This is a genomic window from uncultured Treponema sp., from assembly GCF_934725225.1.
Classification (GTDB): domain Bacteria; phylum Spirochaetota; class Spirochaetia; order Treponematales; family Treponemataceae; genus Treponema_D.
In genome coordinates this window covers 1-21,559 of sequence record NZ_CAKVAM010000003.1, presented here as the reverse complement: position 1 = coordinate 21,559, position 21,559 = coordinate 1, and the positions used below count along the sequence as shown (strand labels likewise).

Genomic DNA, 21,559 nt, shown 5'->3' with positions numbered 1-21,559 from the left:
GCAAAAACTTAAGGCTTGGTATTTTTATTTTTTCACGCCAGCCATTTCTTCTGGATGGAAAACCTCGTCGAACTTTTCAGCTGTAAGGAAGCCAAGCTGTACGCAGGCATCTTTAAGTGAAATATTTTCTTCGTAAGCTTTGTGGCTTGTTTTTGCCGCGTTTTCGTATCCGATGTATGGATTCAGGGCTGTTACAAGCATCAGGGAATTGTACAAGTTGAAGTGCATTTTTTCCTTGTTTGCTGTGATTCCAACCGCGCAGTTTTTATTGAAGCTTACCATAACTTCAGCAAGAAGCCTTACAGACTGAAGGAAATTATATGCGATTACCGGCATAAATACGTTCAGCTCGAAGTTTCCCTGTGAAGCCGCCATTCCAACTGCCGCGTCGTTTCCCATAACCTGAACGGCAACCATTGTCATTGCCTCGCATTGTGTCGGATTTACTTTTCCCGGCATGATTGAAGAGCCTGGCTCGTTTTCTGGAATATGGATTTCACCGATTCCGCATCTTGGACCGGAAGCAAGCCATCTTACGTCGTTTGCGATTTTCATCAAATCAGCGGCAAGCGCTTTTAAAGCTCCGTGCGCAAATACAATTTCGTCTTTTGAAGTCAACGCATGGAATTTATTTGGAGATGTAATAAAATCTTTTCCTGTAAGTTCTGAAACTTTCTTTGCAACAAGAGTGTCAAATCCAGCCGGCGCATTGAGTCCAGTTCCGACCGCTGTTCCGCCCAAAGCAAGCTGCTTCAAATATGGAAGGGAAGAAGAAAGCATTTCCTTGTCGCGCTCAAGAGAAGTTCTCCAGCCTGAAATTTCCTGCGAGAACTGAATTGGAACTGCGTCCTGAAGGTGAGTGCGTCCTGACTTTACAATGCCTTCGTTTGCTTTTTCCAGTTTTTTGAATGTGTCTACAAGCGTGTCGATTGCCGGAAAAAGCTTGTCTTCAACTTCAACAACAGCGGCAATGTGCATTGCAGTCGGGAATGTGTCGTTTGAAGACTGGCTCATGTTTATGTCGTCATTCGGATGACAAAGTTTTTCGCCCGCAATCTGGTTTGCTCTGTTCGCAATGACTTCGTTTGTATTCATGTTTGACTGCGTGCCAGAACCTGTCTGCCATACAACAAGCGGAAAGTTTTCGTTCAGCGAGCCTGAAATAACTTCATCGCAAGCCTGAGAGATTGCCTTGAGCTTTTTATCTGTCATTTTTTCAGGTTTGAGCGCATTGTTTGCAAGTGCCGCCGCCTTTTTCAGATAGCCGAAAGCCTTTGTGATTTCACGCGGCATTGTTTCAATTCCAACGCCGATAAGGAAATTTTCGTGGCTGCGTTCAGTTTGCGCGCCCCAGAGTTTGTCAGCAGGAACTTTTACTTCGCCCATGCTGTCATGTTCAATTCTGTATTCCATTTAGAACTCCAGCTGCTTGATTACGTCTTTGAGGCAGTCTGCGGAATGCTTGAGCTGTGCAATTTCGTTGTCTGTAAGAGGAGCAACAAGACGTCCTGTAATTCCGTTTCCGCCTACAACTGTGAGAATGCTCAAACATACATCGCTGATTCCGTATTCGCCTGTAAGCATTGAAGAAGCGATTGTAACAGAATCATTTGAATTTTTGATGATTTCGCAAAGACGCGCTGTTGTAGCTCCGATTCCGTAGTTTGTGCATTTTTTTGCTGAAATAATGATTCCGCCTGATTTGCGTACAAAGTCCTCGATTTCTGCATGGTCAGGCTTTGCTTTTCCTTTTCCGTTGAGGCTGTCATAGTATGAATCTACAGGAACAGAAGCAACGTTTACCAAAGACCACGGAACAAATGAAGAATCTCCGTGTTCGCCGAAAACATAAGCGTGAAGGTTAGGCTGTCCGATTCCGTATACATCAGCGATTTTTGTGCGCAATCTTGCTGTGTCAAGCAAAGTTCCTGTTCCGAGAATGTGGTCAGCAGGAATTCCAGATGTTTTTACAAACTGATATGTAAGAATGTCAACAGGATTTGCAACGATGATATAAATTGCGTTTGGAGCAGCTTTTGCAATCTGCGGAATAATTGACTTTGTGATGTTTACGTTTGTCTGCGCAAGGTCAAGACGAGACTGTCCAGGCTTGCGTGCAACTCCAGAAGTCAAGATTACAAGGTCTGAATCTTTTGCGTCTTCATAAGAGCCGTCGTGAATATTTACAGGGCTCATGTACGGAGTTCCCTGGCGGATGTCCAGAGCTTCTCCCATAGCGCGGTTTTTGTCAATGTCAATCATAACGATTTCAGTTGCAATGCTTTTAAGACAAAGGGCATAAGCAATAGATGAGCCAACTTGTCCAGCACCAATAATGGTGATTTTGTTTGCCATAAATATCTCCTGTGTGCAAATGGTTTTAAAAGAGCCGCCGCATAGTCCGAAGAAAATTCCTTCTATGACAGCAACATTCAAATTATATTATAACACAAAAAAATATACCTGTTAATGAAAATAAAAACGAAAACGGCCTTTTAAACCCGATTTTGACGAATTTTCAATTTTCTTGTGAAATTTATAACAGCTTGCAGAAAATATTGTGATTTTATTCACATATAAAATCAGCTTGTTGAACATTTTTTTCTTTCAATCTAAAATACCGCTGATTATGGAAGCCTTGAAAAGATTCAGCCAAAATGTAATTGACACCATGCGCTCTGATATTGAGGACGCGGACGGAAATGAAGTTTTTTGGGCTGGAAAAATAAATTTAGAAGGCATTGTTGTTTCGGTTCAGGCTGGCGCGCGCGGAAATGAAAATTCCGTAGTTGTGAATAAAAACGCCGCAAGAGAAGGAAATGTCATAATCCATAATCATCCAAGCGGAAATCTTTCGCCTAGCGAGGCTGACCAAAATATTGCGTACAATGCTTCTGACACTTCGCTCGGATTTTACATAGTTGACAATGAAGTTTCCCGGGTTTATGTGGTTGTGGAGCCGGTCAAGCCTAAAAAAATCGAGCTTTTGAATGAGGACGAAACTGCATTTTTCCTTTCAAGCCAAGGTCCGTTCGCAAAATCCTACGGAAACTACGAGGAGCGTCCGTCTCAAATTTCACTTTCAAAAGAAATCACGTCTTCATTTAATAAGGAAAAAATCGGCGTTTTTGAAGCCGGAACTGGAGTTGGAAAAAGTTTTGCGTATTTGATTCCGGCAATGCTTTGGTCGGTAAAAAACAAGGAATGCGTCGTTGTTTCCACGGGAACAATAAATCTTCAGCAGCAGCTTTTTGAAAAAGACATTCCGTTTGCGCAAAAATTAATCGGAAAAAAAATAAAGGCGGTGCTTTTAAAAGGCCGGCAAAACTATATCTGCCTTCGAAGGCTTTCTGAAGCGGAAAACGACAGAGGCCTTTTTAATGAAGAAATTGAAATTATCGACAAGATAAATGAATGGGCAAAAACAAGCTCAACAGGAAGCAAAAGCGATCTTGCGTTTCTTCCGTCTGAAAGCGTGTGGTCAAAAGTAAACAGCGAAAGCGATGCTTGCCTCGGCGGAAGATGTCCGTTCAGGGAAAACTGCTTTGTGATGAAAGTTCGCAATGAAGCTGCCAGCGCAAACATAATAATTGTAAACCATCATCTTTTGTTTGCAGACATTGAAAGCCGGATGAGCGGAGCGGGCTACGATAACGCTGCGGTTTTGCCTCCTTACAGACGGATTGTTTTTGACGAAGCCCACGGAATTGAAGACAGTGCAACCAGTTTTTTCAGTGAAATAATAACGCGCTTTAAAGTGATGAAGCAGGTTAATCTTTTGTTCAGAACTTTTAGAAGCTCAAACACTGGTTTTCTTGTTCAGGCTGCCGCGTTTTCTTCCGCTGATGACTGCATGGAACGCGCGCCGGTTCTTGTCAATGGAATAAAAGATTCGCTTTTGGAACTTGATCAGATTTCGATTCTTGAACTTGATGAAAATTTTAACGCAAGGATTCACCACGGAAATTCTCAAAAATTCGGTGGAACTTTTAACGCGCTTTCAAAACTGAAATCCGCAATTTCTGCATTTAACAATCTTGTGCGTGAAGTTTTGGAAAAAATAGATGACAAGGATTCTGAAGTTCCGGCAGTCTGGGAAGCAAAGACTGTTCTGCGCCGTCTTGAACCTTTGGCGGCTTTGTGCGGAAATTTTTTGCTTTGGGAAGAAAAGGACGACACTGTTTTTTGGCTTCAGAAAGTGAAAATTCCTCCGAAAGTTCCCGGTGAAGATTTTGTGACTTTTGTTCAGTTTATTCAGACTCCGCTGGACATTGCGCCTTTGATGAACTCAGGTGTTTTTGAGCCGATGAAAACTGTTGTCTGCACAAGCGCGACTTTGCGAATTGACAGAAATTTCAACTACTGGACTCGCCGTGTTGGAATTTCATTTGCAGAGCCAGAGCGTGTTGCGCAGGACAGTTTTGATTCTCCGTTTCCGTACAAAGAAAATGTTTTGTTCGCAGTTCCGAATGACGCGCCTTTTCCGGACAGTTCATATTTTCAAACTTTTGTTGAAGATGCAGTTCCAAAGCTTATTTTGGCTTCGGGCGGAAAAACTCTTGTTCTTTTCACTTCCTATGACAGCTTGAAATTTACTTTCAATGCAAGTCGGAACATTCTTTCTGAAAAAGGAATCGAAGTTTTTAAGCAGGGCGATGAAGACAGGTTCAGGCTTCTTGAAAAATTCAAAAAAGACACGAACAGCGTTTTGTTTGCAACCGACAGTTTTTGGGAAGGCGTTGATGTTCCGGGAAGCAGCCTTAGTCAAGTGATAATCGTGAAGCTTCCATTTGCAGTTCCGAATGATCCGGTTTTTTCAGCAAGAAGTGAAGCTCTTGAAAAGAAAGGCGGAAATCCTTTTATGCAGCTAAGCCTTCCGCAGGCTGTAATAAAATTCAGGCAGGGCTTTGGACGGCTTGTTAGGCGCGCTGATGACAAAGGCATTGTTGTTGTTTTAGACCGCCGCATAGTTGAAAAAAAATACGGCGGAATTTTTACACGGAGCGTGCCGATGACAAAAAGAATGTATTCTCCTTTGGATGCCATTCTGCACGCTGTTGAAAATTTTTTTAACTGAAATTTATTTGCGGTTTCCAAAAAGCCTTAAAAGCGAAAGGAAAATATTTATAAAATCAAGATAAAGCTCAAGCGCGCCGTAAATCGCAATTTTCTTGAATGAGTCAGAACTGTCCGCCCTTGAAGAAATGCGCATGATTTTCTGCGAGTCATAAGCTGTAAGTCCTGTGAACACAACTACAGAAGCAACAGAAATCAGCCAGTCAAACATTGTGCTTCCGGCTCCAAAAAGGAACAGTATTCCATTCAGCAAAGAAGCGATGATAATTCCAAAAAGAGCCATCATAAGATAGCGTCCGGCAGTTGTAAGATCAGATTTTGTTTTAAGTCCGTAAAGCGACATTCCAAAGAACATTGCCGCGGCGGAAACAAAGCAGATTGCGATTGAGCTTGTTGAATATATAAAGAAAATTGTAGAAATTGTAAGTCCGTTTAACGCTGAATACAAAATGAACAAAAGCTTTGCGTTTGCCACAGAAATTTTTCTGATTGAAGAGGTGAGTCCAATTACAAGTCCGATTTCCGCAATGCAAAGAATGAGAAGTCCCATTCCGCCTGTTGCCTTCAGAATAGAAATAATCAGTCCTGATTCTGCCGCGAAAAATGAAACTGCCGCGCTTACAAGAAGTGCGATTCCCATCCATAAATAAGTTCTTGTTAAGAAAAGTTTCCTTTCAGTTTCTGTTGGAGCGTAAAATGTCATTTGATTTTCCATAGATTCCTCCGAAAATTTTATTTTTATAAATATAATATATTACACATAAAACCGCAAACTTTATTTTTTGTAACAGCGCATTTTTAGTTTGTTGAAAAAATATCTTTTCTTTTGCAAAAATCCCCATTATAATATGCACGGAATAATATGATAAGAATTTTTTCAGCTGGAATTTTAATTGTTGCACTTTTTGTTTCATGCGCGGCTTCTGTTGAAGAATCTGAAGTCAAAGATGAAACTTTAAAAAGTTCCGCAGAAAATTTTGAAAGAATCTCTTTATGGTCAAACGAAATTGAATCTGATATTTTAAAAGAAAAATTGCCCGTTGTAAAAAATATTTCTTCAAAAACAGCTTTGTCGCCAGCTTCTGTCGCTTTGGCTTCTGTTGATTCAAAACCTGTTTTTCCGAATTTTAAGGATTCGTTCAGCCTTGACATTTCTTCAATGGACAAGGACGCTTTAAAAATTCTTGATTCATTTTTTTATTCACTTGAAAATAATGCGGATTACGAAAAATATTTTGAAACTGAAAATCTTTATTCGCTGGTGATTTTTCTGCATGATTTTTCTGAAATGAAGCCGGATATTTTAAATCATGCTGCGGGCGAGCCGTTTTTTTCTGGCGGAATTTATCAATGCCCGGTAAGAATTTTTCTTAAAGCAAATGACAGAAAAAATTCAAGTGTTGACGTTTATGCGTATTTAAAAAAAACAAACCAAGAATGGAAAATTTTTCAGCTTGAAATTTTCAGCTTGAACAAAAATTAACAGGAGGAATGATGTCTGAAAACAAGGAGCTTACAAAAATAGAAAGGGAGCTTGTGCTTCAATATCTTATGGATGACAATGTTCCTCTGACCGTTACGCTTGAGAAAAAGCCTGAGCAGGCTGATGTTGAAATGGTTGATGAAAAAATTCCTGTGCCGGAAAAAGAAAGCCGGATTCCTGCGAGCGCGGTTTTTCCTGTTGCAATTCCTTCTGAGCAAATAAAAGTTTTGAACCAGGGAATAATTCTTTTAAAAAATCCTGCGCGCACGGTTCTTCCGTTTTTGGGAAAACTTGTAAAAGTCCAGTTTTATTTTAATCATCTTGGTCTTTATTTTATTACAACGATGAAAGAATGTTCCCAAGGACTTGCGATTGTTATTCCTTCAAGCATAAAAAGAATTCCAGAAGTTTTTTCAAAAAATGATTACGATTTCAGCGGAAAAATTTCTTACAAAGCGGCGGATTCTGTTGTTGAAATCGACTGCATTCCAATGAAGGGCTACAGAATTTTTTCTACTCCAAAGTGGTCTGAAATTCCAGAAGAAAATCAGCATGAGGCAAAGTCGCTCCTTGAAAAGTTTGTGCAGGAAGTAAAATCCGGGCAGACAAATCCAATTGGAAACGGCATTCAGCTTTTGAGCATTGTCCGCTATCTTTCTGAAAAAAATATTTTTCCGCAAGAACCAGTAGAGGGCAGAGTAAAGCCGTTTTTTATAATTTTTGCTGACGACAAAAGAATTGTGCTTGCCTGCGCTGAAAATTCTGAAAATCTTGATTCTGAATTAAAGTACAACCTTTCGCTTTTCTTTACGCTTTCGGAAAACAAGCTTTTAAAGAGAACAGTTCAAGTTGAATGTTCTGTTGAAAAAATTTATGAAAACGAAAATTCAAAAAATATAAAATGTGTCGCCCTTAAATATGAAAATTTAAAAGAAGAAGATTCCAGGTTCTTGTATGAAAGAATCACTGGAAAAATCTTAGGCGAATAAGAAACTTTTTGAATTCGGCTAATTAATTTTTTCTGCTGAAAAGTGAAAAATTTCTTTTTCTGTTATTGAAATTTATTTTGTTTCCCAAAAGAACTCCGATTGGATTTAGGAATTGAATATTTTCGCAGATGATTTTTATAATTACAAGAATCGGAACTGCAAGAATCATTCCAATAAATCCCCAAAGCCAGCCCCAAAGCGAAAGGCTTACAAGAATAAGAAACGGAGAAATTCCAAGATCTGAACCTTCCCAGCGAGGCTCGATAATATTTCCGAGAATAAAATTGACTGCAAGCACGGCTATTCCAACATAAAGGATTTTTCCAAATGAAGGATAAAACTGAAGAACCGCAAATCCTGTTGTAAGCGCCCAGGAAAAAATAGAGCCGAACGTTGGGATAAAATTCAAAATGAACGCAAGAAATCCCCAGATAATGGCAAAGTCAAGTCCAATCATAAAGCAGAACAAGAACACGAGAAGTCCTGTGAAAAATGAAATCAAAAATTTTATGGAAATGTAGCGCGTTACTTCTGCGATTGTTTTTGTTATTATGAACATTATTTTTCTATTAAGATGCTCTTCCGGAAACGCAGTTTTTACTTTTTCTTTCATTCCGCGGATTTCAATTAAAAAGAAAACAATGAACAGCGCGATTACAAGTATGACTTTTGCAGTTGAAAACATATAGCCGCTTGCCGCTAATGCGAAATTCTGAACAAATGTCCTTACGCCCAATGAATTCCAAAGGTTTATAATCAGCGATGAATTTTCGTCAAACGGAATATGGAACGTTTCGGCAATTAAACTGTAGACCGTTGTGAATCTTGCTTCATATTTTGGATAAGCATTTAACACTGTCCGGCAGCTTGCAACCAAAAGATTTCCGATTATAAAAAACGCCGCCGCCGCTAAAATCACAACTAAAATTATTCCTACAATCCACGGAATATGAAATTTCGTAAGGTTCTTTACAAATGGATAAAAAACGAACGAAAGCATCAAGGCGAGTGTGAGCGGAATAAAAAATGAAGATGTGATTTTTAGAATGACAGTCGTCAAAATTATGGAAGCAAAGAGTAAAATGTAAAAAATGCCTTTTGAATAATTTTTGTCTTCCATAATTTTAACTTCCTATTTTTATTTTTTAATTGTTTTGTAAACTGGAGAAGCTACGTCTGTCTTTGGTCCGATTTTGTCGAATCCGCAGTAAGGAACAAGAGCTTCCGGAATTGTTACAGAGCCGTCTTCATTCTGATAATTTTCAAGAATTGCAAGCATCGCTCTTCCAACTGCAACAGCCGTTCCGTTAAGCATGTGAACGTATTTGTTTTTTCCATCATCGTCATGGTATTTTACATTCAGTCTGCGGGCCTGATAATCTGTGCAGTTTGAAGTTGAAGTTACTTCACCGTAATCTCCGTCTGGATGATTTTCGTCAGCGCGGCCAGGCATCCAGGCTTCCAAGTCCCACTTTCTGTAAGCAGGCGCGCCCAAGTCACCAGTGCAAGTATCAACAACACGGAACGGAAGTCCAAGTCCGCTGAAAATTTCTTCTTCAATTAAGCGGAGTTTTTCATGAAGTGAATCGCTCTGCTCTGGAAGGCAGTAAACAAACATTTCAACTTTATCAAACTGATGAACTCTGTAAAGTCCTTTGCTGAACTGACCTGCAGCTCCTGCTTCACGTCTAAAGCAATGTGAAAGTCCGCAGTACATAAGCGGAAGTTTTGACTTGTCAAGAATTTCTCCTGAATGATAGCCGCCGAGTGTTATTTCCGCAGTTGCAACAAGGCAAGTTCCTTCGTCTTCGATTGCATAAACATTGCTTTCGTTTCCGCGCGGATTAAATCCAATTCCTTTTAAAACTTCTTCACGTGCAATGTCTGGAGTTATAAATGTTGTAAATCCGTGTTTGCGCAAAATATTGAGAGCGTACATGATAAGCGCCTGCTCAAGAAAAACCGCTTCATTTTTAAGATAATAAAATTTTGCTCCTGAAACTTTTGTTCCACGCTCAAAGTCAATCAAATCCAATGACTCGCCAAGCTCAACATGGCTTTTTGGCTTGAAGTCGAATTTTCTCGGCTGACCGACTTTTTTTACTTCAAGATTTTCTGTGTCAACTTTTCCGACTGGAACTTCTGGATTTGCCATGTTTGGAATCTGGCGTCCGGCTTCTTCAAGTTTTACTTCGAGTTCTGAAAGTTTTGCTTCCGCGGAAGAAACTGCGTCCTTTATGCTTTTTCCTTCCTCAATATATTTTGCTCTTGTTTCTGGATCAAGTTTTTGTTTCATTGCCGCCGCATTTGCATTTCTTTTCTGCTGAAGATTCTGCAATTCAGTTGTAAGAGCTGTGCGTTCATCAAAAAGCTTCACTACTAAATCTGCGTCAGCTTTTGCAGGATCCATGTTGCGGTCTATGATATTTTTCTTTACTGCTTCAAGATTGTCTTTAATAAATCTGTAGTCCAACATTTTTTGCCTCTATGAAATAAAATATAATCAGTTTACTGAATTTCGTAAACTACTTCAACATTTACAGAAACGGAAGTTTTTCCTCCTGAAACTGGAGTGGAGCTGCTTTCCATTTTTGCCGCGTATAAAACTGTGTTCGATATACTTTCTGTGATAGCCGGACGCTCTTTTATTGAAATGATTTTTCCGACTGAGCATCCGCTTGTGCTTGCAAGAGTAACTGCTTTTTGTTCAGCATCACGCAACGCAAGAATTCTAGCCTGCTTTTCTGCATCTGAAGTTTCTCCTGCGGAAAATGAAAGTGAGTCAAACTGATTTGCGCCAGCCTTTACAGCTCCGTCGATTATCTGCCCAGTTTTTTCAATTGAAGAAATCAAAATATTTATGCTGTTTGAAACCACGTATTGCCCGAGAATTGTCCGTCCGTTTGAATACGAAGTTTCCTGCTGAATATAAAATGATGAAGTTGAAATATTTTCCTTTCCGATTCCAAGCGATTCCAGCGAATTTCTTACAGCTTCCATTTTCTTCGCATTGTCTTCGGTTGCCGTTAAAATGCTTGCGCTTCTTGTTACAACGGAAAGTGAAATTACAGCTTTTTCGTTGTAAAGTTTTACAATGCCTTTTCCTGTTACAGAAATTGTTCTAGGCGCATTTTTTTCTGCGCGAAAATTGCAGGAAGTAAATGCAAAAAGAACAAAAACTGCTAATGTTAAAATTTTTTTCATTTTGTTTCTCCAAAAATTATCTTATATTGAAATAAAATTTTTTTAAGTATGTAACCCGCTCGCTGGCTTTTTTCCAGACTGAACTTTGCGGATAGCGGCGGACAATTGTTTCATAATTATCAAGCGCATTTTTTATGTTTCTTTCTGATGAATTTGATTCGAAAATCTGCGCCTGAAGAAAAAGTCCCTCATCAATTCTTGAGTCTGCTTTTTCAAAAAAACTTTCAAGGCAGGCAAGCGAATCTTTATATTTTTTTGAATTGAAATTTTCCTGCGCGGCTTTTAAAAGCTCATCAGCAGAAGAATCCGATGAATTGTTTTTTTCTATTGAAGTTGAAGAAATTTCCTGCGAAGGTACAACTTCATTGCTAGAAGAAATTTCAGCGGAATTTTGTGTTGCAGGATTTTCATTTTCAGAATCTTTTTTATCAACTTTTTTTTCTTCTGGAATTTTTGGCGAAGTTTCAGAAAGCTCATTTTTTTGACTTGAAATTTCTGGACTTGAAATTTTTTCTTGGTTCACATTTTTTTGCGCAGGCGGAACAATTGAAGAATAATCAGGAGCTAAAATTCTTTCGGCTGAAAAATTTTTTCCTTTTATTTCAACTTCCAAATAATCATCGATAAAAGCGCCGGTGAGCTGATCATTTTTATAAAAATGAAGAATTGTTTTTCCTTCTTCTCTGGAACGCAAACTGAACGAAGTATTTTTGTCTCCGATTTTCCGTCCAAAGTAGCGCATTAAATTTTTTCCGTCTTCTTCGCCAAGATAAATCCAGCCTTTTCCCGGATAAACAATGTCCAAGTACTGGCTGTTTTTCATTGAAACTGAACGAGATGGAATTACAGGAATTTTTTCTGGCTCAGTTTTTTCTTCTTGTGAATTTGATTCTGCGGAATTTTCTTCAATGTTTGTTTCTGAAATTTGAATTTCTGGCTGCGAAATTATTTCTTCTGAATTTTCTGCATTTGGAATTTCAGTTTTTGAATTTTCATTTTCTGAAACTTCTGTTTTTTCTTCAGCAGGAATTTCTGTTTGCTCGGATTGAATTTCTTCTGCCGCATTTTCACTGCTGGAAATTTCTTGCGGTGCGCTTTCTTCTTTTTCAGGCTCTGAATTTTCTTCCTGAATTTTTTCTTCCGGCGGAACAAGCGGAATTTCTTCTGTTTCTTCAATCGGCTCTATGACTTCCTGCTTTTCAAGAAAAACCGGCTCCGGGTCGCTTTCGTAATATCCTTGAATATCTTCAATCGGCTCAAGTTTTATTTCTTCCTGATTTTTTTCTTCCGGCGGATTTTCGTCCGATGAATTTTTTTCAGGCTGAATTTCTTCATTTGGAATTTCAGGATTTTGTTCTTGAGTTTTTTCTATTTCTTGTTCTTGCGGTTGAACTTCTTCAGCGGCGATTTCTGGTTCTGAAGGCAAAACTGCTTCCGCATTTTCTTTTGGAGAAGAGGCGCATGAGAAAAATAAAAATGTAAAAAGTAAAGCTAAAAAAAATTTTATCACGGAGCTACTCCTAAAATTTCATTTGCAATTTTTTCATTTGATTTTCCAAGAGCTTCAACATTTTCTTTGGAAGGAACAGAAAACCATCTGTCGAATTCATCTTTGCTCCAAGTTGAATTTTGCTCTCTTGAAAAATAATAATCTTCGGTCAGAGAATCTTCTTTTGGCGGAAAAAAATCTTCCACAGCTGAAAAAGGAATTTGCTCTGGAAAAACAAAAATTTCCTGTTTTTTTTTCTCCTGAAAAATTCCCGATGCAAAAGCAAAAACTGCAAGGACAACAAGCAAAATTGTTATTCCCGCTGTAATCTTTGTGTTTTCCCGGAGAAAATTTTGCAGATTTTCCTTTATAGTTTCAAAGAAATTCATTGCTGGCTGCTGTTTTCCTCTGTTTCAGTTTTCGCTTCCGTTTTTAAAGTTCCGTCTGGATTGTGTTCTCTTCTTGGAGGACGCGGTGGAATTACAATTCCTTCTTCTGGCGGAACTTCTTCCTCAACAAAATCTGACTGGTCGCTAAAGGCAATGTTTCCGTTCATGGTGTCTTCGTCAAGGCGGACTTGCAGAACTTTTGTGATTCCAGATTCTTCCATTGTAACGCCAAGCATTGTCGATGCGCCCATTACAGTTTTTCTGTTGTGTGTGATTACAATGTACTGGCTTATGTTTCCGAATGCGCGCAATGTGCTTACAAAACTTGCAACGTTTTTGTCGTCAAGAGCCGCGTCAATTTCGTCCAAAAGACAAAACGGGCTAGGGCGGACTTGATAAGTTGCAAAGAGAAGCGCGACTGCTGTCATTGTTTTTTCACCGCCGGAAAGAAGTGAAATATTTACAAGTTTTTTTCCAGGCGGCTGGGCAAGAATTTCAACTCCACTTGAAAGAACATTTGCAGGATCAACAAGCCTAAGCTCGGCTCTTCCTCCGTTCATAAGTCTGCGGAACATATTGTGGAAATTTTTTCGAATCTTATTATATGTGTCCAAAAACATTTCAGAAGATTTCGTCCGGATTTCTTCACTTACGCGGACAAGATTTTCCAAAGTTTTTTGCGTGTCGTTGTAGTTTGCCTGCTGGCGTTCGTAGCGTTCCTTTTCTTCCGCAAACTGCTCGATTGCCATTAAATTCGGAGTTCCAAGTTCCTGAATTTTTTGCTTCACCTGAGAAAGTTTTTCTTTTAAAGCCGGAACTGGAGTTGTGATTGTGTACATCCGCTCTTCAAATTCCATCAAGTCGCGCGAAAAATTTTCTTGGAAGTTTTGCTTAACATTTCTGATTTCAGTGTCGTACTGCGCAATTCCCACGCTGAATTTTTCAAGCTGGCTTTGATATTTATTCCGCTCTTCCTGTTTTTTCTGAAGCGCGTTCTGTTTTCCGCTTACCTGGCTGTTGCATTCTGAAATTTGCTTGTCCAAGTCATTCAGTTCCGCAGTGATTTTCTGACCTTGAGCTTCTAGTTCCGCAATTGATTCTTCGGTTTCCTGAAGCTGCTCTTCGTTTTCTTCCCGGCGTTTGTTTTCCTCAAAAAGCTCGTTCTGCTGTTCACGGAGCGAAGTTTCTTCAGAAGCCAAAGTTTTCCGCAAAGTTGAAATCTGCTGCTCGCACGAAGTTATTTGCTGAGCCATCTGCGCTTGGTTTACTCTTAACTTTGAAAGCGTGTCTTTGTACTCATCAATTTTTTTGTTAAGAGCATTGTTTTTTGAAGTCAGTTCCGCGCTTTCATTTTTTATTGAATCGATTGTAGAAAGATTTTGCTGAATTGAAGAATCGATTCCGCGTTTTTTTGTGATAATTCCTTCCGGCGAAAGAAAATCGTCAATGAATTGCGGAGTCGTTTTTGTATATTCTGAAATTGACTGCGAAAGTTCTTCAAGCATCCGCAAAATTTCTGTAAATGCCGCGACCGCATCAGTTCCCATCTGCGCAGAATCTTTTTCAGAATGTGAAGGAAGCGAAGAAAAATCCTTGAAAATATTTGCGCGTCCGTTCGCATAAATTTTAATTTTTTCAAGTGCCGTATCAAGCGCCTCTTTTGCTTTTTTATTTGAAGTGCTTGAATATCCTGCGTCTTTTAATTTTGCGTCAAGTTCTGTAACAATGTCTTCGGTTATCGACGTAAGCTGCTTTTGCAGTTCCGCGCGTTCTGAATCAAGATTGTTGATTTTTCCAGAATTTGTGTTTATGAGCCTTAAATTTTCTTCAATCTGGCTTGAAGACTGGCGGATATTTTCAGAAAAATTTTCAACGTTTTTATTTATATCTGAAAGCTGCTTGTGCTTTTCGTGAAGCTCTGCATTCTGACTGTCAATTTCCTCATTATATTCGTCAATGCGCTCTTCGATGTTTTTTATGCGGTTTTCAATTTGCCCGATTTTTTCTTTCATCTGGCTTTGATGCTCGTGAAGCTGCCGCGCCATTGCTTTTTTTCCAGTTTGCTCCGCGCTGATTTTTATAACAAGCTGCTGTTTTGTGTTTACTTGTTCTTGAAGCTCTTTTACTTTGTCTGTGTTGACTTGGAGCGTATTTAAAATTTCTTCAATTTCATTTGCCGCGGAATTTCTTTTTTCTTCGGCTTCTTTTCTGTTCTGCTCGTGGCGCGCTTTGTTCTGCGTAAAATCCTTGAGCTTTAAAAGCTGAATGTCAAGCTCGCATTCAAATTTTTCATCTTGAAGTTTTCTGTATTTTGCAGTTTTTTCAGCCTGAACTTTTAAAGTTTCGTAGCTGCGTTTTGTTTCCGCAAGTCCAATGTCAATTTGAGCCAGATTCGCTCTTGTTTTTTCAAGTTCACGTTCCGCGTCTGCAACTTCCGCTTTTGAACGGCTGATTCCCGCGGCTTCCTCAAAAAGATAGCGTCTGTCTTCCGGCTTGCTTGAAAGAATCTGGTCGATTTTTCCCTGTTCCATGACAGAATAGGCTGCTTTTCCGACTCCAGTATCCATAAAAAGCTTGCGGATTGAAGAAGCTCCGACTTGATTTGAGTTTATAAAATATTCGTTTTCGCCGTTGCGGTAAAGTCTGCGTTTTATTGCGATTTCAGAATCTTCAAGAGGAAGAAGCCCGTTTTCATTTGCAATCGTCAGCGTAACTTCCGCCATTGAAAGAGCCGGACGGGTTTCTGTTCCGTTGAAAATTACGTCTTCCATTGATTCGGCGCGAAGATTTTTTGAGCGGTTTTCAGCAAGAACCCATTTTATTGCGTCAACAACGTTGCTTTTTCCGCAGCCATTCGGACCAAGCAGGGCAGTAATTCCGTCAGCAAAATTTATATGAGTTCGGTCGGCGAATGACTTAAAACCGAATATTTCAAGACTTTTTAAAAACACAGGAATTTCCTCAATTTAAAATGTTTTTCTATTATAGCAAAATGACCTTTGAGCCTCAAGTATTAAAGGAATTTGGATCAACAACGTTACCTTTATAAAGCATTTTTGGAAAAACCGTTATCTTGAGTTTTTTTTCGAGGCGGGCATAGTTTTCCATTTCCCAGGCGTCTCCGATTACACAGTTTATTCCAGTTGCTCCGGCTCGGGCTGTTCTTCCTGCGCGGTGAATAAAAAAATCTTCTTTTTCCGGCAAATCCATCTGAACAACGTGAGTTATGCCTTGAATGTCAAGTCCTCTGGAAGCGAGGTCTGTTGTAATGAGAATTTTCGCTTTTCCGCTTCTGAACTTGTCGATTGCTGATTTTCTATCAACTTTGTTCGTTTTTCCGCATAAAGTTTCGCAGTCAATTTTTTTGAATCTTAATTTTGAAGCGATGTTTTCAATCTGGTCAGATTTTGAAGTGAAAACGAGAAGCTTTTTTGGTTTTTCAGCGTTTATAAAACTTCGCAGTGTGTCGATTTTGTCTCTTCTTTCTGAAAAAATTGCCCAATGTGAAATTTGCTTTCTAAGAACATTTTCCATAGGAAGCGCAACAAAAAGAATCGCATTTTCCTTTTCATCATTTAAAATTCCGTTTCTTGCTTTCTGAAGAATTTCGCGCGTATATTTGCTTACGGTGGCGGAATTTCCTATAAGCTGAACTGATTTTGGAAGCCGCTCCATAAGATCTTTTGTGCTGTCCCTAAGTTCAGGACTTAAAAGACGGTCAGCCTCGTCAAGAACAAGAGTTTCAATTCCGTCAGCCTTGAGTTTTTTTAAATGAATCAGCTCAAGAAGCCGCGCTGGCCCTCCAATTACAATTTCTGGCTTTTCCTTTAAAAGTTCGATTTGACGTGAAATTGGTGCTCCGCCAATAAGCAAGGCGCATTTTATTCCGCTGATTTTCTGCACTTGAACTTTTATTTGGGAAGCAAGTTCGTAAGTCGGGGAGGCAATCATAAGGCGCGCCATTCTTTTTTCCGTGGAATTCAAGCGGCTCAGCAATGGAAGCAAATACGCGAAAGTTTTTCCAGTTCCGGTTTCGCTTTGGAACATTATATTTTTTCCTTCTGAAATAAGCGGAATTATTTTTTTCTGCACTTCGGTTGGTTCTGTTATGCCGATTTCTTCAAGCTTTGAAACAATTGACTCGTCAACTTTTAGTTCTAAAAATTTGTTCATAAACAAAATATAGCATATTTTTAAAGTTTTGTGATATACTATATAGATATGAAAATTGGAATTGATACATTTGGTTGCGATCACGGAAAATCTGGGCTCGGCTCATACCTTATGTCTTTTATAAACAATCTTCCCGCTGAAAATGAATTTGACTTTGAACTTTTCGGCGAGGAGATTGACAGATACACTTATAATGCAAAACGCGATGTGCCTTTTTCTAGCATCGGAATAAAAACGACTTCGGGCGCAATCCGGCTCTGGCATTATTTGTCTGCAAACAGGTTTATAAAAAAAGCAGGCTATGATGCGGTTGTTTTTCCGGCTGGAGCTAGGCTTATTCCTTCAAAGTTTAAAGTTCCCGGCATTGCAATTGTAAATGACATTCCTGGAAATGTTTTTAAGACTGAAAATTGGCTTGCGCAAAAGCACATAAAAATCGGACTTTCAAATGCTGACTGCATAATTGTTCCGAGCATGTTCGTAAAGAAAAATCTTGAGCGTTCAGGTCTGAAATGCCGCCGCATAGAAATTGTCCACAACGGAATCGACCACAGCAGTTTTTTCCCAGTTGATTCTCTTGGAATTGAAAGCGAAGTTGCGGATATAAAGCCGTTTGCAATAAAAAAGCCTTATATAATTTATGCAAGCCGGATGCAAAGTCCTGAAAAAAAGCACATTGAGCTTATAAAAGCATTTTCGCTGTTTAAGAAAAAAACTAATTTGCCGCATAGACTTGTAATTGCCGGAAGCGACGGACCTTACAGCGATGAAGTTCACAAGGCGGCATTTGAATCTTCTGCGGCGAGCGACATTTTTATAACCGGATATTTTCCGCATGAAAGTTTTCCTGAGTTATATAGAAATTCTGAAGCCTGTGTTTTTCCTTCTGTGAATGAAGGGGCGGGGCTTCCTATTCTTGAAGCTATGGCAACTGGAATTCCTGTTGCCTGTGCAAAAGCCGGCGCTCTTCCGGAAGTTGCTGGGAACAATGCGCTTTTCTTTGATAGTGATAATATAGAAGAATTTGCTTCATGCATAGAAAAAATAACAACAGACGAAGTTTTTAGAAAAAAAATATCAGAAAGTGCTCTTGTTTGGTCAAAAAGATTTTCTTGGGAAAAATGTGTGCTTGAAACTTTGGAAATAATAAGAAGCGTTTTAAAATAAAAAAGGAGCTTCCGTTAGCTTGTTGCATTTGAAAGCTCCTTCTGTATTTAAGCTGTTTTTTGTTCAATCAAAAGAGATTCCGCAGTTGGAAGTTCTTTTTGATTTACAATATCTTTTGTGATTACAAGTTTCTTTTTGCCTTTTACGCTCGGAACCTCGTACATAAGGTCAAGCAAAATGTGCTCAACAATTGCTCTTAGTCCGCGCGCTCCAGTTTTGCTTCTTATTGCCATTTCTGCAATCTGGTCAATCGCATCATCGTCAAAAGTAAGTTCCACATCATCAATTGCGAAAATAGCCTGAAACTGCTTTGTTATTGCATTTTTCGGTTCTACAAGAATTCTCTTTAAGTCTTCCTTGTTGAGTTCCTTTAAGGCGCAAGTCATTGGAAGACGTCCGATAAGTTCTGGTATAAGACCGAATTTTACCAAGTCATCGCTTGTAACCTGATTCAAAAGCTCCATTCGCTCTTCGTTTGTTCTGTGAGTTCCTTCCGCTCCGAATCCGATTGAAGCTGTTGAAAGCCGTTGCTCAATTATCTTGTCAAGTCCGACAAAAGCTCCGCCGCAAATAAACAGAATGTTTGTTGTGTCAATGTCAATCATTTCCTGATTCGGGTGTTTTCTTCCGCCCTGAGGAGGAACTGATGCGTGTGTTCCTTCGAGAATCTTTAAAAGCGCCTGCTGAACGCCTTCCCCGGAAACATCTCGCGTAATTGAAGTGTTTTCGCTTTTTCTTCCGATTTTATCGATTTCGTCAATGAAAATAATTCCGCGTTCCGCCGCTGCAATATCTCCGTCCGCCGCATTGATAAGCTTCAAAAGAACATTTTCAACGTCTTCACCAACGTATCCGGCTTCGGTGAGGGTAGTGGCATCCGCAATTGCAAACGGAACATTCAGTTTCTGCGCAAGAGTTTTTGCAAGAAGTGTTTTTCCAGAGCCAGTTGGACCCAAAAGAAGAATGTTCGATTTTTCAATTTTTACATCCATTGTAAGCTGCTGTTCCTTTGAAATTGAAAGCTGCTTGTAATGGTTGTATACTGCCACGGAAAGAACTTTTTTCGCATAATCCTGACCGATAACGTACTGGTCAAGGTACGATTTGAATTCTTTTGGAGAAGGAATTGCGCTCATGTCGATTGGAGCGATTGTGTGGGCTTCATTGTTTAAAATTGTCTGGCAAGTCGCAACACAATGCTCGCAGATATAAATCATGTCATCTGGAGAACTTACAACTCTTCTATGTTCATCAGCAGGACGGCCGCAAAATGCGCATACCGGCTGATTGTTTCTGCCTAATCTGGCCATTATTGAACTCCTTTTTTCGCGCTGTTCATTATATGGTCAATTATGCCGTAATTTTTTGCATCTTCTGCCGGCATATAAAAATCACGCTCCATATCAGCTGCGATTTCTTCTTCTTTTTTTCCTGTCTGCATGGAAAGATATTTTATGCTAAGTTTTTTCAGACGTCCGATTTCCTTTGCCTGAATTGCAATATCGCTTTCCTGACCTTGAGTTCCGCCCCAAGGCTGATGAATCATCACACGGCTAGAAGGAAGAGCATATCTTTTTCCGATTGTTCCGCCAGCAAGAATAATAGCACCCATGCTTGCCGCCTGTCCCATGCAAATAGTCTGAATATCGCATCTTACATATTGCATAGTATCGTAAATTGCAAGTCCCGCTGTAACTGAACCGCCAGGGCTGTTTATATACATGCTTATGTCTTTTTCCGGATTTTCACTTTCTAGGTAGAGAATCTGCGCCACAATCAAATCTGCTGTTTCATCGCGGATTTCTCCATCGACAAAAATTATTCTGTCCTTCAAAAGCCTTGAATACAAGTCGTAGGCACGCTCTCCGTTTCCGCTTCTTTCAATGACAGTCGGAACAAGAGTATTCATAAATTCATTCATTAAATTTTCCTCTGATGAATAGTGTAAACAAAAAAAACGGAATGGGCAACACTCCGTTTTTTTTCTTATCGTCAGAAATTTTATAAACTAGCGATTGTTTTTAAAAAGATCCGCAAAGTCAACTTTGTCGCCTTTTGAAACTTTCACCTGTTTGTAAAGCTCATCGTAAAGCTTGTTTTCTTTTATTTCATCAATAATATATTCTTTTGCACGTGCATCTTTGTAGTGCTCTTTTACTTCATCAAGAGTTGAGCCTGATTCATCTGCAATTTTTGCGAATTCTGCTTCAACTTCTTCTGGAGTAACCGCAATATTTTTCTCACGGATAAGAGCATCAACAATCAGGCGGCTTTTGAGCATTTTTTCAGCATCTCCAGTCCACTGTGTGAGCATATTTTCTTTTGACTGTCCAGAAGCTGAAATCATTTTTTCAAGCTGCTCTGGTGTTGTCTGGAACTGCTGCGCCATCATTCTCCAGCGGCTTTCCATTTCTGCCTGAACCATTGACTTTGGAAGCACAATCGGATTTTTTTCTACAAGCTGCTCAAGAAGACTCTGAGATTTGAGTTCTGCAATTTTTCTATTTTTTGCGCTTTCAAGACCTTTAGAAATATCTTTTTTAAGATCATCAAGTGTCTTGTATTTTTCGCTTACATCCTGCGCAAGCTCATCATCAAGTGCTGGAAGATTGCGGAGCTTTATAGCTTTTACTGTTACGCTGATTTTCTTTGTTTTTCCAGCAAGATCTTTGTTTTCATCTTTAGCATCGTAAGTCTTAGAGATTTCTTTTGTCTCGTCTTTTTTCATGCCAATGATTTCGTCATCAATCTTGTAGATATTTTCGCCTGTTCCAACAGTGAAAACAAAGCCTTCGCGCTCGCTTCCTTGAATTGCAGCTCCAGAGTCATCAAGCTCTTTGTAGTCGATTGTAACGATATTGTCTTTTTCAACAGGCTCGCCTTCTTTTTTATCGATTACAACAGCATTTCTTTCCTGAATAGCTTTCAATTCTTCGTTGAGCTCTTTTTCGCCGATTTCAACCTGAGGCTCTTTTACTTCAATTTTTGAAAAATCTTTTACTTCAACAGAAGGGAAAACGTCATAAACAACAGAAAAAGTCAAATCTTTGTCTGTGCTGAATTCTGGAAGCTTGTCGCCGTCAAGACGTGGCTGAGTGTAGGGAAGAGGACGGATGTCTCTTGATTCTTCCTCTGCGAAAATCTGGTTCAAAGATTCATCGATAAGATCTGCGAGAACTTCCTGCTTTAGGGAATCTCCATACTTTTGTTCAAGAACTTTTACAGGAACATGACCTTTGCGGAATCCTGGAAGCTGAACATTTTTTGCGTATTTAGAAATGTTTTTGTTGTATCCAGAAACAACGTCTTCTTTTGCAATTGTGGCAGTGAGTTTTACTGCTGAATTTTCAAGTTTGGAAATTTCCTTTGTTACCTTCACGTGGGAACCTCTCGATTATAAAATGCACCGGGTCAAGGCACGCTTCATTTTAATCCTTGACACAGCAGTTTTTACAGTTTATCCAACTGTAAATAAAAAAGCGATTCAGAAAAAATCCAAATCGCTTCGTCGTCGAGCGGAAAACGGGAATCGAACCCGCAACATCGACCTTGGCAAGGTCGCGCTCTACCATTGAGCCATTTCCGCAAA

General features: G+C 39.4%; 17 protein-coding genes and 1 tRNA gene. 4 read left to right on the top strand and 14 right to left on the bottom strand.

Annotated elements, in window-relative coordinates; translation table 11 throughout:
• Positions 1–24: 24 nt before the first annotated feature.
• Entirely contained in the window at positions 25–1,413 is a 1,389-nt protein-coding gene (gene fumC / locus Q0H92_RS04975; RefSeq protein ID WP_296012576.1) for a class II fumarate hydratase, read from the bottom strand.
• Complete coding sequence (locus tag Q0H92_RS04970) at positions 1,414–2,355, bottom strand: L-lactate dehydrogenase (protein ID WP_296012574.1); 942 nt, start codon at positions 2,353–2,355, stop codon at positions 1,414–1,416. It lies immediately after the preceding gene.
• 274 nt (positions 2,356–2,629) lie between these two features.
• Between Q0H92_RS04970 and Q0H92_RS04965 the strand changes: the two genes are divergently transcribed.
• Positions 2,630–5,077 (top strand): helicase C-terminal domain-containing protein, encoded by a 2,448-nt coding sequence (locus tag Q0H92_RS04965; protein ID WP_296012571.1) that lies wholly within the window; start codon positions 2,630–2,632, stop codon positions 5,075–5,077.
• 3 nt (positions 5,078–5,080) lie between these two features.
• Here Q0H92_RS04965 and Q0H92_RS04960 read toward each other — a convergent pair whose 3' ends face one another.
• The gene (locus tag Q0H92_RS04960) at positions 5,081–5,791 is read right to left on the bottom strand and encodes a Bax inhibitor-1/YccA family protein (protein WP_296012570.1); all 711 of its coding nucleotides are present in this window, start codon (positions 5,789–5,791) and stop codon (positions 5,081–5,083) included.
• Between the two features lie 147 nt (positions 5,792–5,938).
• Between Q0H92_RS04960 and Q0H92_RS04955 the strand changes: the two genes are divergently transcribed.
• Together Q0H92_RS04955 and Q0H92_RS04950 are read left to right on the top strand one after the other, a co-directional pair.
• Positions 5,939–6,559, top strand: a complete 621-nt coding sequence (locus Q0H92_RS04955) for a hypothetical protein (protein ID WP_296012568.1) — start codon at positions 5,939–5,941, stop codon at positions 6,557–6,559.
• An 11-nt stretch (positions 6,560–6,570) separates the two neighbouring features.
• The gene (locus Q0H92_RS04950; RefSeq protein WP_296012565.1) at positions 6,571–7,548 is read left to right on the top strand and encodes a hypothetical protein; all 978 of its coding nucleotides are present in this window, start codon (positions 6,571–6,573) and stop codon (positions 7,546–7,548) included.
• A gap of 22 nt (positions 7,549–7,570) precedes the next feature.
• Here Q0H92_RS04950 and Q0H92_RS04945 read toward each other — a convergent pair whose 3' ends face one another.
• Genes Q0H92_RS04945 through Q0H92_RS04915 form a run of 7 tightly spaced genes read right to left on the bottom strand, consistent with a single transcriptional unit; the run spans position 7,571 to position 16,803 of the window.
• The gene (locus tag Q0H92_RS04945; protein ID WP_296012563.1) at positions 7,571–8,668 is read right to left on the bottom strand and encodes an AI-2E family transporter; all 1,098 of its coding nucleotides are present in this window, start codon (positions 8,666–8,668) and stop codon (positions 7,571–7,573) included.
• Between the two features lie 18 nt (positions 8,669–8,686).
• Positions 8,687–10,024 carry a serine--tRNA ligase gene (serS, locus tag Q0H92_RS04940; protein WP_296012561.1) on the bottom strand — a complete coding sequence of 446 codons (1,338 nt, stop codon included), beginning with the start codon at positions 10,022–10,024 and terminating at the stop codon, positions 8,687–8,689.
• A gap of 32 nt (positions 10,025–10,056) precedes the next feature.
• A complete protein-coding gene (locus Q0H92_RS04935) occupies positions 10,057–10,752 on the bottom strand; it encodes an SIMPL domain-containing protein (protein WP_296012559.1) in 696 nt (231 codons plus the stop codon).
• A 16-nt stretch (positions 10,753–10,768) separates the two neighbouring features.
• Positions 10,769–12,262, bottom strand: coding sequence for a hypothetical protein (locus Q0H92_RS04930; RefSeq protein ID WP_296012557.1), 1,494 nt, complete (start codon positions 12,260–12,262; stop codon positions 10,769–10,771).
• Positions 12,259–12,630, bottom strand: coding sequence for a hypothetical protein (locus tag Q0H92_RS04925; RefSeq protein ID WP_296012555.1), 372 nt, complete (start codon positions 12,628–12,630; stop codon positions 12,259–12,261). Before Q0H92_RS04925 ends, Q0H92_RS04930 begins: the two co-directional genes overlap by 4 nt.
• A complete protein-coding gene (locus Q0H92_RS04920; RefSeq protein WP_296012553.1) occupies positions 12,627–15,581 on the bottom strand; it encodes an AAA family ATPase in 2,955 nt (984 codons plus the stop codon). Before Q0H92_RS04920 ends, Q0H92_RS04925 begins: the two co-directional genes overlap by 4 nt.
• Before the next feature lie 55 nt (positions 15,582–15,636).
• Positions 15,637–16,803 (bottom strand): DEAD/DEAH box helicase, encoded by a 1,167-nt coding sequence (locus tag Q0H92_RS04915; protein ID WP_296012551.1) that lies wholly within the window; start codon positions 16,801–16,803, stop codon positions 15,637–15,639.
• Between the two features lie 48 nt (positions 16,804–16,851).
• Between Q0H92_RS04915 and Q0H92_RS04910 the strand changes: the two genes are divergently transcribed.
• The gene (locus Q0H92_RS04910) at positions 16,852–17,970 is read left to right on the top strand and encodes a glycosyltransferase family 1 protein (protein ID WP_296012549.1); all 1,119 of its coding nucleotides are present in this window, start codon (positions 16,852–16,854) and stop codon (positions 17,968–17,970) included.
• Positions 17,971–18,017: 47 nt separating this feature from the next.
• Here Q0H92_RS04910 and clpX read toward each other — a convergent pair whose 3' ends face one another.
• From clpX to Q0H92_RS04890, 4 genes are all read right to left on the bottom strand, one after another.
• Positions 18,018–19,280: an ATP-dependent Clp protease ATP-binding subunit ClpX gene (gene clpX / locus Q0H92_RS04905; RefSeq protein ID WP_296012547.1), complete on the bottom strand. Its 1,263-nt coding sequence runs from the start codon at positions 19,278–19,280 to the stop codon at positions 18,018–18,020.
• Positions 19,280–19,891, bottom strand: coding sequence for an ATP-dependent Clp endopeptidase proteolytic subunit ClpP (gene clpP, locus Q0H92_RS04900; protein WP_294014403.1), 612 nt, complete (start codon positions 19,889–19,891; stop codon positions 19,280–19,282). Before clpP ends, clpX begins: the two co-directional genes overlap by 1 nt.
• An 87-nt stretch (positions 19,892–19,978) precedes the next feature.
• Positions 19,979–21,349 carry a trigger factor gene (gene tig / locus Q0H92_RS04895; RefSeq protein ID WP_296012544.1) on the bottom strand — a complete coding sequence of 457 codons (1,371 nt, stop codon included), beginning with the start codon at positions 21,347–21,349 and terminating at the stop codon, positions 19,979–19,981.
• Positions 21,350–21,484: 135 nt separating this feature from the next.
• A tRNA-Gly gene (locus tag Q0H92_RS04890) sits at positions 21,485–21,556 on the bottom strand.
• Positions 21,557–21,559 lie beyond the last annotated feature (3 nt).